Genomic DNA, 14,606 nt, shown 5'->3' on the forward strand with positions numbered 1-14,606 from the left:
GGGGCTGGGCCGCTCGGGGGCTGGGGCGTGGGGGGCCGGCCGGTGGCCGCCGCGCCCGTCCCCGGTGGTCCGGGGCGGGACGCGGCGGCCACACGGGGTCACTTGCTGAAGTCCGGGACCAGCTTGGCGATCGCGGTCTCCGCGTTGCCGAGGCCCTTGTCGAGGGACTCCTTGCCGCCGGCGATCGCGAGCAGCTCGGTGTCGAGCGGGCCCCACAGGGAGCTGTACTCCGGCAGCTCGGGCCGCGGCTGGGCGGCGGCCAGCACGGTCTGGTAGCCGGCGATGCCCGGGTCGGCCTTGACCTCGCTGGTATAGGCGTCGTCGCGGGTGGGCAGCGTGGAGTTCTTCAGGGCGATGGTCTCCTGCGACTTCGCCGAGGTCATGAAGTTCACGAACTTCAGCGACGCCTCCTGGTGCGCCTTGTCCGAGCCGGCGTACACGGAGAGGTTGTGGCCGCCGGTCGGGGCGCCCGCCTTGCCGGTGGAACCGGCCGGGACGGTGGCGATGCCCAGGTTGGCCTTGTCCTTGAACGCCGAGCCCTTGTAGAAGTTGGTGATCTCCCACGGGCCCTGGACGATCGAGGCGACCTTGCCGTTGACGAAGGCGTCCTGGATGTGGGCGTAGGCGTCGGCGGTGGTGTCCGCCTTGTGCAGGCCCTTGCCGTCGAAGAGGCCGAGCCAGGTGCCGTACGCCTTCTTCGCCTCGGCGGAGTTGACGGTGATCTTCTTCTGCGCGACGTCGACGGTGTCGGTGCCCTCGCCGTGGAGGAAGGACTGGGCGTAGTAGGCCTGGGTGGAGCCCCAGTAGCCGTCGACGCCGGTCTTGGCCTTGATGGTGGCGGCGGCCTTCTTCAGGTCGTCCCAGCTCTTGGGGGCCTCGGTGATGCCGGCCTTCTCGAAGAGGGCCTTGTTGTAGACCAGCGCGAGGGTGTCGGTGACGAACGGGACTCCGTAGGTCTTGCCGTCGTACTGGGCCTGCTCGATCAGGCTGGGCTGGAACTCGCCCTGGTCCTTGAGGGCCTCGGTGCCGTCCAGCGGCAGGAAGAAGCCCTTCTTGGCGAAGGCCGGGGTCCAGCCGACCTCGGAGCGCAGGATGTCCGGGGCGCCCGTGGCGCCGGCGGCGGTGTCGAACTTGTTCTGCGCCTGGTCGAAGGGCACGTTGACGTACTTGACCTTGATGTTCTTGTGGGCGGCCTCGAACTCCTTGACCAAGGCCTTGTACGTCGGTGCCTCATTGGTGGCGTTGGAGGTGTCCCACCAGGTGATGGTGACCGGACCGTCGGCCGAGTCGCCGCTGTCGCTTCCGCCGCAGGCCGTCGCCGTGAGGGCGATCGACGCCACCAGCGCGGTGGCCGCTATGCCACGCCGCATGAGATCTCCTTGAGGGTGAAAGCCCGTGTGCCGGGAGGGAGGCCCCGTCTGCCGTCCCCGCCGAGTGCCGGCGCGCCGTTGCCGCCGCCGGGCGTGGCCGAACGTAACAGCGATGTAAGCCGGACGAAAGACCTTGCTGCAAAAAAGCGCAAGAACCGGTGATGGTTACCCCGTCGTGACCTGCACCTGACCGCCCCGAAACCCTATGTCCGGGCCGCTCAGCGGGGCTTTGCGCGGCCATGAAAGACTCTGCAAGCTCTTGCCACGACACGCGCGTACGGCAATCATCACTCCGTCAGCGCCTTGCGGATCGAGGCAGTCACCCCTTTCCGCGCACGGGCGCCCCCACGGACACCGACCAGAATCACGAGGGACCGCGATGACGCAGCAGCCCGCAGCGGGCCGCACCCCCGCCCGCACCCGAGGCCGGGCCGGTGGGCAAGCGCAGGTGCGGCCGGTACAGTCCAGTGCTGTGACCACACGGCTTGCCGACATCGCAGCCCAGGCGGGGGTCAGTGAGGCGACTGTCAGCCGCGTCCTGAACGGGAAGCCGGGCGTCGCCGCGACCACTCGCCAGTCCGTTCTGGCCGCCCTCGACGTGCTGGGCTACGAGCGGCCCGTACGACTGCGCCAGCGCAGCGCGGGCCTGGTGGGCCTCATCACCCCGGAGCTGGAGAACCCCATATTCCCGGCCCTGGCCCAGGTCATCGGCCAGGCGCTGACCCGGCAGGGCTACACCCCGGTCCTCGCCACCCAGACCCCCGGCGGTTCGACCGAGGACGAGCTGACCGAGATGCTCGTCGACCGCGGGGTCGCCGGCATCATCTTCGTCTCCGGACTGCACGCGGACACCTCGGCCGACATGCAGCGCTACGAGCAACTGCGCGCCCAGGGCGTGCCGTTCGTGCTCGTCGACGGTTTCTCGCCCAAGGTGCAGGCCCCCTTCATCTCGCCCGACGACCGGGCGGCGATGTCCCTGGCGGTGACGCATCTGGTGTCGCTGGGGCACACCCGGATAGGCCTGGCCCTCGGGCCCAAGCGCTTCGTGCCGGTCCAGCGCAAGATCGAGGGCTTCGTCCGCACGATGCAGGACCTGCTGGGCCTGGCGGCCGCGACCGTCGAGTCCGAGATGGTCCAGCACTCCCTGTACACGCTGGAGGGCGGCCAGGCGGCGGCCCTCGCGCTGATCGACCGGGACTGCACGGCGGTGGTGTGCGCGAGCGACATGATGGCGCTCGGCGCGATCCGGGCGGCACGGCAGCGGGGCCTGCTGGTGCCGCAGGACGTCTCGGTCGTCGGCTTCGACGACTCCCCTCTGATCGCCTTCACGGACCCCCCGCTGACGACCGTCCGCAAGCCGGTCCCGGCGATGGGGCAGGCGGCGGTGCGTACGTTGCTGGAGGAGATCGGCGGGACTCCGGCGCCGCACAGCGAGTTCGTGTTCATGCCGGAACTGGTGGTGCGGGGGTCGACCGCTTCGGCGCCCGGGGACCGCAGTCGCACCTAGGGGGGAGAAGGCGGGGGTGGGTGCCATACGTACGGAGGAGAGGGCTCTGTGCCGTACCCCGACGAACGTGCGTGATGAACCCGACCAGAGGATGATCGGTGGAGTACCGCTTATCTGGCAGACTCTGTGCCCATGGGTGAGGCGACCGTGACGACACTGGAGCAAGGCCGGGAGCAGGCCGCCCCGCGGTCCGTCACGGACGCGCCGGGGCAGGGGTTCCTGCACCGGCTGAGGGCTCCGCGCCGTCCCCGTTTCTGGTTCGAGATCCTGCTGATCGCGGTGAGTTACTGGACGTACTCCCTGATCCGCAACGCGGTCCCCGAGCAGAAGAAGCAGGCGCTCGCCAACGCCGACTGGATCTGGAAGGTGGAGCACCACCTCGGGATCGCGGTCGAGGAGACGATCAACCACTCCGTGAACTCGGTGACATGGCTGATCGTCGGCATGAACTACTACTACGCGACCCTGCACTTCATCGTCACGCTCGGTGTCCTCGTGTGGATCTACCGTAGTCATCCGGGTCGCTACGCGGCGACCCGTCTGGTGCTCTTCGCCACCACGGCGGTGGCCCTGGTCGGCTACTACTTCTATCCGCTGGCCCCGCCCCGCCTGATGACCGGCGAGAGCTTCATCGACACGGTCGTCGTCCACCAGACCTGGGGCTCCATGGCCTCCGGCGACCTGAAGAACATGTCGAACCAGTACGCCGCGATGCCGTCGATGCACATCGGCTGGTCGCTGTGGTGCGGGCTGACGATCTTCGCGCTGGCGTCGGTGCCGTGGGTGCGGGTGCTGGGCCTGCTCTACCCCACCCTGACACTCGTGGTGATCGTCGCCACCGCCAACCACTTCTGGCTGGACGCGGTCGGCGGCATGATGTGCCTCGCCTTCGGCTACACCGTGGCCGGCCTCTGGTACGGGGCGCTGCCGTACGCGCTGCCGCGCCAGGTCGCGGGGAAGGCCGGGGAGAGGGAACTCTCGCCGGTCAAGGCGTAGCGCCGAGACCGGGTGCCGCCGATCGCGGGCCCGAGGCGTCTGCGGCGTCCCGCAACGCCCTCATGAACGTGCTCAGGGCCGGCTGCGCCGGAGCCGTCCCGCGGACGGCCGCGGGGATGGAGCGCCGGGGTTCCGGCCCGCTGAGGCGGCGTACGACGGCGTCCGGGTGGGGCTGCCGAGGCCGAGGCCGGGGATGTGGCCGACGCCCAGCCCGGTGGCGACGAAGCCCTGCGCGGTCGTGTAGTCCTCGCTCTCGACGACGAACCGGGGCCTGAACCCGGCGGCCTGCGCGCACGCCTCCAGCTGCGCGTCCAGGCGGGGCCCCGGCCACTCGCTGCGCGCCAGGGCGGGCCGGTCGGCGAGGGGGTGCGCGGCGGGCAGGACGGCGCAGTAGGTGTCGTCGAGCAGGCGCAGCAGCGTGACGCCCTCGGGGTCGGCGCCGCCCGGCCGTACGACGAGCGCGAGGCCGGCGCGGCCCCCCTTGACGGCCGGGAGCGGGTCGTCGGGGTCGGCGAGCCCCGGTTCGACCCGGACGCGGGGGTGCTCGGCGCGCGGCCGGGCGACGGCGGGGGCGACCAGGGCGGCGCCGGCCGTGGCGAAGTACCGCACGGACAGCCGTCCCGTGCGCCCCGTCCGCAGGTCGGCCGGCGCGGTCTGCGGCTCCGCGAGCTGCCTGCCGATCGCTGCGGCGGACGCGGTGAGCGGGATGGTCGTGGTTCTCGTGGGGGTGGCGTTGACGCGGCGGCGGGCCGAGGGGGTGGCCGCGACGGTGCGTTCGTCGCGGGGCCCGGTGACGGGTCCCACCCGTGGAGAGGCCCCACCGGTCGCACCCCACCCCGGCTCCGGCCTCACCCCCCGTAGAACAACACCTCCACCACACCCCGAGCCCGTCGCGTGATCCGGCGGTAGTCGTCGAGCATGTCGCCCACGTGTCCGGGACCGTAGCCCAGGTAGCGGCCCACGGCGGCGGCTTCGCGGCCGTCGGAGGGGAAGGTGTCGCCGGCCCGGCCCCGGACGAGCATGACGGCGTTGCGGACGCGGGTGGCCAGCACCCAGGCCTCGTCCAGGGTCGCCGCGTCCTCGGCGCTCACCAGGTCGGCCGCGAGCGCGGCCGCCAGGGCCCCGCGGGTGCGGGTCGTGCGCAGGCCCGGCACGCTGCGGGCGTGCCGGAGCTGGACCAGCTGGACGGCCCACTCCACGTCGGACAGGCCGCCGCGGCCGAGCTTGGTGTGCAGGGTCGGGTCGGCGCCGCGCGGCAGCCGCTCGGACTCCATACGGGCCTTCAGACGCCGGATCTCGCGTACGGCGTCGTCGCCGAGCCCGTCCGCCGGATAGCGCAGCGGATCGACGAGGTCGATGAAGCGGCGGCCCAACTCCTCGTCACCGGCGACGGGTTCGGCGCGCAGCAGTGCCTGCGACTCCCAGCCCAGCGACCAGCGGCGGTAGTAGGCCTCGTACGACTTCAACGTCCGTACGACGGGACCGGACTTGCCCTCGGGGCGGAGGTCCGCGTCGATGAGAAGGGGCGGGTCGGCGCTCGGGATCTGGAGCAGGCGCCGCATCTCGGCGACGACCGCGTTCGCGGCGCGGGCCGCCTCCTGCTCGTCGACGCCCTCGCGCGGTTCGTGGACGAACAGGACGTCGGCGTCGGAGCCGTAGCCCAGTTCGTGGCCGCCGAAGCGGCCCATGCCGATGACGGCGAAGCGGGTGGGGAGGGTGTCGCCCCAGCGGTCGCGGACCACCGCCCGCAGCGTGCCCGCCAGGGTCGCGGCGGTGAGGTCGGAGATCGCGCCGCCGACGAGGTCGACGAGGGCGCCCTGGTCGGCGGAGGCCGGGGTCTCCTCGGTGCCGTAGGAGCCGACGATGTCCCGGGCGGCCGTACGGAACAGTTCGCGGCGGCGGACGCCGCGCGCGGCCGTGACGCCCTGCTGGGCGCCGTCCGCGCGGCCGACGGCGGCGAGGATCTCCTGCTCCAGGTGGGCGCGGACGCGGGGTTCGAGCCCGCCGGCCCCACCGGCGACCCCGTCGCCGTCGCCGAGGAGGGAGACGGCCTCGGGGGCGCGCATGAGGAGGTCGGGGGCGAGGCGGCCGGCGGAGAGCACCCGGGCCAGGTTCTCGGCGGCCGCCCCCTCGTCGCGCAACAGCCTGAGGTACCAGGGGGTCCGGCCGAGCGCGTCCGAGACCTTGCGGAAGTTGAGGAGCCCGGCGTCCGGGTCGGCGGAGTCCGCGAACCAGCCCAACAGGACCGGCAGCAGGGTGCGTTGGATGGCCGCCTTGCGGGAGACACCGGAGGCCAGGGCCTCCAGATGACGCAGGGCGGCCGCCGGGTCCGCGTAGCCGAGGGCGACGAGGCGTTCGCGGGCCGCGTCGGCGCGCAACCTGGTCTCGCCGGGCGCGAGTTGGGCGACGGCGTCGAGGAGCGGGCGGTAGAACAGCTTCTCGTGCAGCCGGCGGACGACGGCCGCGTGGCGCCGCCACTCGCGGTTCAGCTCGGCGACCGGATCGGTGCGCAGGCCGAGCGAACGGCCGATGCGGCGCAGGTCGTCGTCGTCCTCGGGGACGAGGTGGGTGCGGCGCAGCCGGTAGAGCTGGATGCGGTGTTCCATGGACCGCAGGAAGCGGTAGGCGTCGTCGAGCTGGGCCGCGTCCGACCGGCCCACGTACCCGCCGGCGGCCAGCGCGCCCAGCGCGTCGAGGGTGGTCCCGCTGCGCAGCGAGGTGTCGCCCCGCCCGTGCACGAGCTGGAGCAGCTGCACGGCGAACTCGACGTCCCGCAGGCCCCCCGGTCCGAGCTTGAGCTGCCGGTCGACCTCGGCGGCCGGGATGTTCTCGATGACGCGGCGGCGCATGCGCTGCACGTCGGCGACGAAGTTGTCCCGTTCCGCGGCCTTCCACACGAGCGGCTGGAGCGCGCTGACGTACGCCTCGCCCAGTTCGAGGTCTCCCGCGACCGGCCGGGCCTTCAGCAGCGCCTGGAACTCCCAGGTCTTCGCCCACCGCTGGTAGTAGGCGAGATGGCTGCTCAGCGTGCGCACGAGCGGGCCGTTGCGCCCCTCCGGCCGCAGATTGGCGTCGACGGGCCAGATGCTGCCCTCGACGGTCGTCTCCGAGCAGATCCGCATCATGTGCGAGGCGAGGCGGGTGGCCGCCCGGACGGCCTTCTGCTCGTCGGCCCCGTCCGCGGTCTCCCCCACGAAGATGACGTCGACGTCGGAGACGTAGTTCAGCTCGTGGCCGCCGCACTTGCCCATCGCGATCACCGCGAGCCGGCACAGCGCCACGTCCTCCGGAGCGGCGGCGCCGGCGATCGCGAGGGCGGCGCGCAGCGTGGCGGTGGCCAGGTCGGCGAGTTCGGCGGCGGTCTGGGCGAGGTCGGTGGTGCCGCAGACGTCACGGGCGGCGATGGAGAGCAGACAGCGGCGGTAGGCGACCCGCAGCGAGACCGGGTCGGTGGCCTCGGCGAGCCCCCGCTCGAACTCCTCGACGCCCGGATGCAGATCCTGCGCCTCGTACGTCACGAGCGCCTGCCAGTCCTGCGCGTGCCGGGCCAGGTGGTCACCGAGCGCGGTGGACGCGCCGAGCACCCCCAGCAGCCGGTCCCGCAGCGGCTTGGCCGCTATCAGTGTGTCCAGCACCGCCCGCCGCGCGGTCCGGTCCGGCTGCGCCTCCAGCAGCCGGACGAGGCCCAGCAGCGCGAGGTTCGGGTCGGCGGTCGCGCCCAGGGCGTCCAGCAGCACCGGGTCGTTGCGTACGGCGGACAGTTCCTCGCTCTCCAGCAGCCGCTCGGCGGCGCTCGGATCGGTGAAACCGTGCCGCAGCAGTCGCGTGAACGTACTGCTCCTGCGCCCCGGCGCCGTCATCCCCGGCCTCCCGTCGGATCAAGTCCGCGTCCGCTCACCCGATCACCCGACTTCATCGATCAAGGTCGTACGGGCACGAGCCTAACCGCAGTGGCGGGGGGAAGCGCCGGTCGGCCGTCGGCGGGGTCCGGTGGCCCGCTCGCCGGGCGACCAGGGACTTCGCGGACCGCTGACGGTGTGCGCGCCGGTGCCGCCGTCCCGGGAGGCCAGGTTCACCATGCGCACGGCTGATCTGCCGATGTGGTGGAGGAAGAGGACGCGCCGGGCGGCGGGGAGCGTGCGACACGACACCGGTCGCGCGGGCGGTGGTGTCCTCGGAGACGGTGGCGCACACCGTGCCGCTGGGGCTCGGCGGTGCCGCCGTCGCCGGGCTCGTCGCCCTGGTGGGGTGGCCGTTCGGGCGGCTGCCCGGGCCCGGTCTGCCGGCGCTCGGGCTGAGCATCCCCGCGTCGCGGCCCGACTCGCCGCCCGGGTCGCAGCTGTATCGCGACGCGCGACCGCCGCGCCGGCGTACCGCGTTCGCCGCCGCGCTCACCGCCTTCCTGACGCCGGCGACGGTCCCTGCTCCTGGCCACCGCCCTGAACCGGGCGCTGCCCGCCACGGCCGACCCGGGCATGGGGCTCCTGGTCGGCTACGCCCTCGCGATCCCGGTCGGCGCTGCTGTGCCGGTCCGATTGCTCGACCCGCCGGACGCCGTGTGATCGCGGTCGGCGGTCCGCACCGAGCGGCTGGGGATGAGTTTCCGGCCTCCGCGGGGTCTGCCCTGTGACGGCAGCCGGCAACCGGTACGTATCAGGTGACAGGAAGAGGCCCCCATGTCCGAGCCCCGCACCCCGCAGACCCGGCTCGACCCCCGCTACAGCGATCCCGCCGCGACCGCGATGCCCTGGCCGGAGGCCGAGGTACGGCTGTCCGGCTCCCAGATGTTCTGGATCTCGACCGTGCGGCCGGACGGACGGCCGCATGTGACGCCGTTGCCCGCCGTGTGGTCACAGGGGGCGCTGCACTTCTGCACCGGCCCGCAGGAGCGGAAGGCGAGGAACCTCGCCGAGAACCCGCACGTCGTGCTGACGACCGGCACGAACACCTGGGACGAGGGCTACGACCTGGTGGTGGAGGGCGAGGCCGTACGCGTGAGCGACGACTCGCGGCTGCGTGAGCTGGCCGCCGCGTGGGAGGCGAAGTACGGACGTTTCTGGCACTTCGAGGTGCGGGAGGGGTGTTTCCACCACGGCGCGGGACACGCCTACGTCTTCGCGGTGGCGCCCGGCACGGTTTTCGGCTTCGGTAAGGGGGAGCCGTTCAGCCAGACGCGGTGGCGGTTCGGCTGAGGAACCGGTCAACACCGGCGCACAGGCACCCCGTCAAGGGCGACTTGGAGGACCAGGGATGCAGTACACGCTCGAAGTGATTCCGCTGCCCGTCAGCGACATCGACCGGGCCCGTGACTTCTACCGGGACAAGGTCGGTTTCCATGTCGACATCGACCAGGAGGTCATGCCCGGCATGCGGATCGTGCAGCTCACTCCCCCGGGCTCCGGCTGTTCCATCGCCCTCGGCGACGCCATCTGGGACATGGCCCAGGGCGTCAAGCCGGCCCCCGGTTCCTACCAGGGCCTCCAGCTCTGTGTGGCCGACATCAAGGCCGCCCACGCCGAACTGCGCGAACGCGGCCTGGACGTCTCCGAACCCGTCGAGTACGCCCCCGACGACGGCGCCACCTTCATGTACTTCAAGGACCCGGACGGCAACGGGTGGGCGATCCAGGAGTACCGCCGCCGGGTCTCGGAACCGCTGCACCGGGTGCTCGCGGACCTGGCGGAGCGGCACTAGCGCCTACGGCCGCCCGCGTGCGGACCAGCGGGACATGACGTGGGGCCGACGGTCGATGACCGTCGGCCCCAGGTGTGGTCACCGCGGGAAACCCGCTCCGACCTGCGCCTACAGCACCGGCAGGTTCTTCCGCAGCTCGAACGCGGTCACCTCGCTGCGGTACTCCTCCCACTCCTGGCGCTTGTTGCGCAGGAAGAAATCGAAGACGTGTTCGCCGAGGGTCTCCGCCACCAGGTCGCTGCGTTCCATGAGGGACAGAGCCTCGCCCAGGTTCTGGGGGAGCGGCTCGATGCCCATCGCGCGGCGTTCCGCGTCGGAGAGGGCCCAGACGTCGTCCTCGGCGCCCGGCGGGAGCTCGTAGCCCTCCTCGATGCCCTTGAGGCCGGCGGCCAGGAGCATCGCGTAGGCCAGGTAGGGGTTCGCGCCGGAGTCCAGGGAGCGGACCTCGACCCGGGCCGAGCCCGTCTTGCCGGGCTTGTACATGGGGACGCGGACCAGGGCGGAGCGGTTGTTGTGGCCCCAGCAGATGTACGAGGGGGCCTCGCCGCCGGCGCCCGCGGTGCGCTCGGAGCCGCCCCAGATGCGCTTGTAGGAGTTGACCCACTGGTTGGTCACGGCGGCGATCTCGGCCGCGTGCTTCAGCAGGCCCGCGATGAAGGAGCGGCCGACCTTGGAGAGCTGGTACTCCGCGCCCGACTCGTAGAACGCGTTGCGGTCGCCCTCGAAGAGGGAGAGGTGCGTGTGCATGCCGGAGCCGGGGTGCTCGGAGAACGGCTTGGGCATGAAGGTCGCCTGGACGCCCTGTTCCAGCGCCACCTGCTTCATGACCAGGCGGAACGTCATGATGTTGTCCGCCGTGGACAGCGCGTCGGCGTAGCGCAGGTCGATCTCCTGCTGGCCCGGGGCGCCCTCGTGGTGGGAGAACTCCACCGAGATGCCCATGGACTCCAGCATGGTGATCGCCTGGCGGCGGAAGTCCATGCCGACGTTCTGCGGGGTGTGGTCGAAGTAGCCCGAGTTGTCGGCCGGCGTCGGGCGGGAGCCGTCCGTCGGCTTGTCCTTCAGCAGGAAGAACTCGATCTCGGGATGGGTGTAGAAGGTGAAGCCCAGGTCGGAGGTCTTGGCCAGGGCGCGCTTGAGGACGTAGCGCGGGTCGGCGAAGGACGGGGAGCCGTCGGGCATGAGGATGTCGCAGAACATCCGGGCGGTGCCGGGGGCCTCCGCGCGCCACGGCAGGACCTGGAAGGTCGACGGGTCCGGCTTGGCGATCATGTCGGACTCGTACACCCGGGCGAAGCCCTCGATGGCCGAGCCGTCGAAGCCGATGCCCTCGTCAAACGCCTGTTCCAGCTCGGCGGGGGCCACGGCGACGGACTTCAGGAAGCCCAGCACGTCCGTGAACCACAGGCGTACGAAACGGATGTCGCGCTCCTCCAACGTACGGAGCACGAACTCCTGCTGCTTGTCCATCTTCCGCTTCCACCCATTCCTTGCTGGTCAGGCCGCCTTGCTCCCGAGCGACGGGAGGCGGTCGGGCACCTGAGCATCCCACCACAACACCATTTCATGCGCGTTGCGCACCTTGATCGGCAAACCGACCTCCGGCCGAACGCCCGGTGTACGGCAGGTGTACCTCCCACTGTGCGGGAGTACCGCTCCCTGTGCCGCTCAACCGCTCTGCCGCCCATCTTGCCTGCTCGGGCCGACATCCGTAACGCCCGTGTCGTTCCGTGGGCGGTCCGCGGGGCCGGCGGGGCAGCATGGGAGGCGGGATCCCTCGTTTACGCGAGGGAGCGGATCAACTTACGATCAGCTGATCCGACCGTCCCATCCGACCCATCCCCCACTAAGGACACACCCCATGGCCGCCAAGACCAACAGCAGCGGGGACCGCAAGGCGCGCATCGAGGCGATGCGCCGTGCCGAGCGCTCCCGTGAGCGCCGGACCCGGATCCTCACGATCGGCGCCAGCGTGCTGATAGTCGCCGGCCTCGTGGTGGGCGGGACGGTCCTGATCCGCTCGCAGTCCGACGACGACAGCGGCAGCACGGCGAGCGACTCCAAGTCGTCGGGCAAGTGGAAGACCGGGTCCGACGGCGTCAGGACCTGGAGCACCAAGCTCACCCAGAACCACGTCACCAAGAGCGTGACGTACCCGATGGAGCCCCCGGTGGGCGGCGACCACAACCCGGTCTGGCAGAACTGCAACGGCGACGTCTACGACAAGGCGATCAAGAACGAGAACGCCGTGCACTCCCTGGAGCACGGCGCGGTCTGGGTCTCGTACAACAGCAAGGCCTCCGAGGCCGACGTGAAGGCGCTCGCTGAGAAGGTCAAGAAGACGCCGTACACGCTGATGAGCCCGGTCGAGGACCAGAAGGACCCGATCATGCTCAGCGCGTGGGGCCATCAGCGCACGGTGACCAGCGCGAAGGACCCCGATGTCGACAAGTTCTTCGAGTCCTACGTCCAGGGCGAGCAGACGCCCGAGCCGGGTGCCGCCTGCACCAACGGCATCTCCTAGCGGCAGCGGGCCTGGGACAGTGGGAAGCATGAAACACATCGGTTGGATCGCCTCCGGGGCCGCGGCGGCGCTCGTCGCGGCCGGGGCGATCACCTACGCGGTCGCCGACGGTGACGGGTCCGGGCTCAAGGCCCCCGCCGCCGACTCCGCCGACGCGGGGTTCGCCCGGGACATGGCCGTCCATCACCAGCAGGCCGTCGAGATGTCGTACACCGTGCGCGACCGGACGGACGACGAGGAGGTCCGGCGGCTCGCGTACGACATCGCGCAGACGCAGGCCAACCAGCGCGGCATGATGATCGGCTGGCTCGATCTGTGGGGCCTGCCGAAGGTGTCGTCGGACGAGCCGATGGCCTGGATGGGCATGGGCGGCATGGCCTCCGGCGAGGACGGCGCACTGATGCCGGGCATGGCCACCGACGCCGAGATGGACGAGCTCGGCAAGCTCAACGGCAAGCGGGCCGAGGTCTTCTTCCTCCAGCTGATGATCGACCACCACAAGGGTGGCGTCCACATGGCGCAGGGCTGTGTCTCCAAGTGCACGGTCGGCGTGGAGAAGAAGCTCGCGCAGGGCATGGTCAACGCCCAGGAGTCCGAGATCTCGTTGATGACGGGGATGCTCAAGGACCGGGGGGCCGCGCCCCGGTAGCCCCAGCCCGGCGCGCGGGGGCGCGGGGGCGCGCCGAACGTGGGGCGCCCCACACCCCATAGCGTCGCTCTGACGATTACACTGGGCCCGTGCCTCAACTTCGTCTCGCCTTGAATCAGATCGACTCGACGGTCGGCGACATCGCCCAGAACGCCGAGGCGGTGGTCCGCTGGACCCGGCACTCCGCCGAACAGGGAGCGCATCTGGTCGCGTTCCCCGAGATGGTGCTGACCGGGTATCCCGTCGAGGACCTGGCGCTGCGCCAGTCCTTCGTGGAGGCCTCCCGCTCCGCGCTGCGGGCGCTCGCGGCGCGGCTCGCCGACGAGGGCTTCGGGGAGCTGCCGGTGGTGCTCGGCTACCTCGACCGTTCCGAGTCCGCCGCCCCGAAGTACGGCCAGCCCGCGGGGGCTCCGCGCAACGCGGGGGCGGTGCTGTACCGGGGCGAGGTGGCCCTCACCTACGCCAAGCACCACCTGCCCAACTACGGCGTGTTCGACGAGTTCCGCTACTTCGTGCCCGGCGACACCATGCCCGTCGTGCGGCTGCACGGCGTCGACATCGCCCTCGCCATCTGCGAGGACCTGTGGCAGGACGGCGGCCGCGTCCCGGCGGCCCGGTCCGCCGGGGCCGGGCTGCTGCTCTCCATCAACGCCTCGCCGTACGAGCGCGACAAGGACGACACCCGCCTGGAACTGGTCCGCAAGCGCGCGCAGGAGGCCGGCTGCACCACCGCCTACCTGGCGATGATCGGCGGCCAGGACGAGCTGGTCTTCGACGGCGACTCCATCGTGGTGGACCGCCACGGCGAGGTGGTCGCGCGGGCGCCGCAGTTCTCCGAGGGATGTGTCGTCCTCGACCTGGAGCTGCCGGCGGGCGCCGCCGAACCGGTCACCGGGGTCGTCGACGACGGCCTGCGCGTCGACCGCCTCGTCATCTCCGAGGAGCCGCTGCCCGCGTACGAGCCGGAGCTGACCGGCGGGTACGCGGAGCGCCTCGACGACGACGAGGAGGTGTACTCGGCGCTGGTGGTCGGCCTGCGGGCGTACGCGGCGAAGAACGGCTTCCGGTCCGTCCTGATCGGCCTCTCCGGCGGCATCGACTCGGCGCTCGTCGCGGCGCTCGCGTGCGACGCGCTGGGCGCGCAGAACGTGTACGGCGTGTCCATGCCCTCGAAGTACTCCTCGGACCACTCCAAGGGCGACGCGGCGGAGCTGGCGCGCCGGACGGGGCTCAACTTCCGCACGATCCCGATCGCCCCGATGTTCGACGCGTACATGGCGTCGACGCAGCTGACGGATCTGGCCGAGGAGAACCTCCAGTCCCGGCTGCGCGGCACCCTGCTGATGGCGATCTCCAACCAGGAGGGCCACATCGTGCTGGCCCCCGGCAACAAGTCGGAGCTGGCGGTCGGGTACTCGACGCTGTACGGCGACTCGGTGGGCGCCTACGGCCCCATCAAGGACGTGTACAAGACGTCGATCTTCCGGCTGGCGGAGTGGCGCAACCGGGCGGCGGCGGAGCGGGGGCAGACCCCGCCGATCCCGGAGAACTCCATCTCCAAGCCGCCGAGCGCCGAGCTGCGTCCCGGCCAGGTCGACACGGACTCCCTGCCGGACTACCCGGTCCTGGACGCGATCCTGGAGCTGTACGTCGACCGCGACCAGGGCGCCGACGCGATCGTGGCCGCCGGGTTCGACCGGGAGCTGGTGTCGAAGACCCTCCGCATGGTCGACACCGCCGAGTACAAGCGGCGGCAGTACCCGCCGGGCACGAAGATCTCCCCGAAGGGGTTCGGCAAGGACCGCCGGCTGCCGATCACCAACCGATGGCGGGAGCAGGCGTAGGGACCGGCCGGGGCCCGAGGGC

At 71.5% G+C, this 14,606-nt stretch carries 11 protein-coding genes; 7 read left to right on the forward strand and 4 right to left on the reverse strand.

Annotated features, from left to right (window positions below; translation table 11 throughout):
- Positions 1 to 98 precede the first annotated feature (98 nt).
- Positions 99 to 1,370, reverse strand: a complete 1,272-nt coding sequence (locus STRBO_RS0130325; protein ID WP_005478473.1) for an extracellular solute-binding protein — start codon at positions 1,368 to 1,370, stop codon at positions 99 to 101.
- Between the two features lie 472 nt (positions 1,371 to 1,842).
- Here STRBO_RS0130325 and STRBO_RS0130330 point away from each other — a divergent pair, with 472 nt between their 5' ends.
- On the forward strand, positions 1,843 to 2,877 hold the full coding sequence (locus tag STRBO_RS0130330; protein ID WP_020115298.1) for a LacI family DNA-binding transcriptional regulator: 1,035 nt from the start codon (positions 1,843 to 1,845) through the stop codon (positions 2,875 to 2,877).
- A 132-nt stretch (positions 2,878 to 3,009) separates the two neighbouring features.
- Positions 3,010 to 3,873, forward strand: a complete 864-nt coding sequence (locus tag STRBO_RS0130335) for a phosphatase PAP2 family protein (RefSeq protein ID WP_005478475.1) — start codon at positions 3,010 to 3,012, stop codon at positions 3,871 to 3,873.
- A gap of 72 nt (positions 3,874 to 3,945) precedes the next feature.
- On the opposite strand, the gene STRBO_RS40680 is transcribed toward STRBO_RS0130335, so the two are convergent.
- Both STRBO_RS40680 and STRBO_RS0130345 read right to left on the reverse strand, forming a co-directional pair.
- Complete coding sequence (locus STRBO_RS40680) at positions 3,946 to 4,677, reverse strand: LysR substrate-binding domain-containing protein (protein ID WP_005478476.1); 732 nt, start codon at positions 4,675 to 4,677, stop codon at positions 3,946 to 3,948.
- Positions 4,678 to 4,721: 44 nt separating this feature from the next.
- Positions 4,722 to 7,733 (reverse strand): bifunctional [glutamine synthetase] adenylyltransferase/[glutamine synthetase]-adenylyl-L-tyrosine phosphorylase, encoded by a 3,012-nt coding sequence (locus tag STRBO_RS0130345; protein ID WP_005478477.1) that lies wholly within the window; start codon positions 7,731 to 7,733, stop codon positions 4,722 to 4,724.
- Between the two features lie 816 nt (positions 7,734 to 8,549).
- Between STRBO_RS0130345 and STRBO_RS0130355 the strand changes: the two genes are divergently transcribed.
- Both STRBO_RS0130355 and STRBO_RS0130360 read left to right on the forward strand, forming a co-directional pair.
- The gene (locus STRBO_RS0130355; RefSeq protein ID WP_005478480.1) at positions 8,550 to 9,065 is read left to right on the forward strand and encodes a pyridoxamine 5'-phosphate oxidase family protein; all 516 of its coding nucleotides are present in this window, start codon (positions 8,550 to 8,552) and stop codon (positions 9,063 to 9,065) included.
- Positions 9,066 to 9,123: 58 nt separating this feature from the next.
- Positions 9,124 to 9,567: a VOC family protein gene (locus STRBO_RS0130360; RefSeq protein WP_005478481.1), complete on the forward strand. Its 444-nt coding sequence runs from the start codon at positions 9,124 to 9,126 to the stop codon at positions 9,565 to 9,567.
- 108 nt (positions 9,568 to 9,675) lie between these two features.
- Here STRBO_RS0130360 and STRBO_RS0130365 read toward each other — a convergent pair whose 3' ends face one another.
- Complete coding sequence (locus STRBO_RS0130365) at positions 9,676 to 11,037, reverse strand: glutamine synthetase family protein (protein WP_005478482.1); 1,362 nt, start codon at positions 11,035 to 11,037, stop codon at positions 9,676 to 9,678.
- 391 nt (positions 11,038 to 11,428) lie between these two features.
- Here STRBO_RS0130365 and STRBO_RS0130370 point away from each other — a divergent pair, with 391 nt between their 5' ends.
- The 3 genes from STRBO_RS0130370 (at position 11,429) to STRBO_RS0130380 (ending at position 14,584) form a co-directional block, all read left to right on the forward strand.
- Positions 11,429 to 12,091 (forward strand): thioredoxin-like domain-containing protein, encoded by a 663-nt coding sequence (locus STRBO_RS0130370; RefSeq protein ID WP_020115299.1) that lies wholly within the window; start codon positions 11,429 to 11,431, stop codon positions 12,089 to 12,091.
- Between the two features lie 28 nt (positions 12,092 to 12,119).
- Positions 12,120 to 12,740: a DUF305 domain-containing protein gene (locus STRBO_RS0130375; protein ID WP_005478485.1), complete on the forward strand. Its 621-nt coding sequence runs from the start codon at positions 12,120 to 12,122 to the stop codon at positions 12,738 to 12,740.
- An 89-nt stretch (positions 12,741 to 12,829) separates the two neighbouring features.
- Entirely contained in the window at positions 12,830 to 14,584 is a 1,755-nt protein-coding gene (locus STRBO_RS0130380) for an NAD+ synthase (protein ID WP_005478487.1), read from the forward strand.
- The last annotated feature ends 22 nt before the right edge of the window (positions 14,585 to 14,606 follow it).

It is taken from the genome of Streptomyces bottropensis ATCC 25435, assembly GCF_000383595.1.
GTDB lineage: Bacteria > Actinomycetota > Actinomycetes > Streptomycetales > Streptomycetaceae > Streptomyces > Streptomyces bottropensis.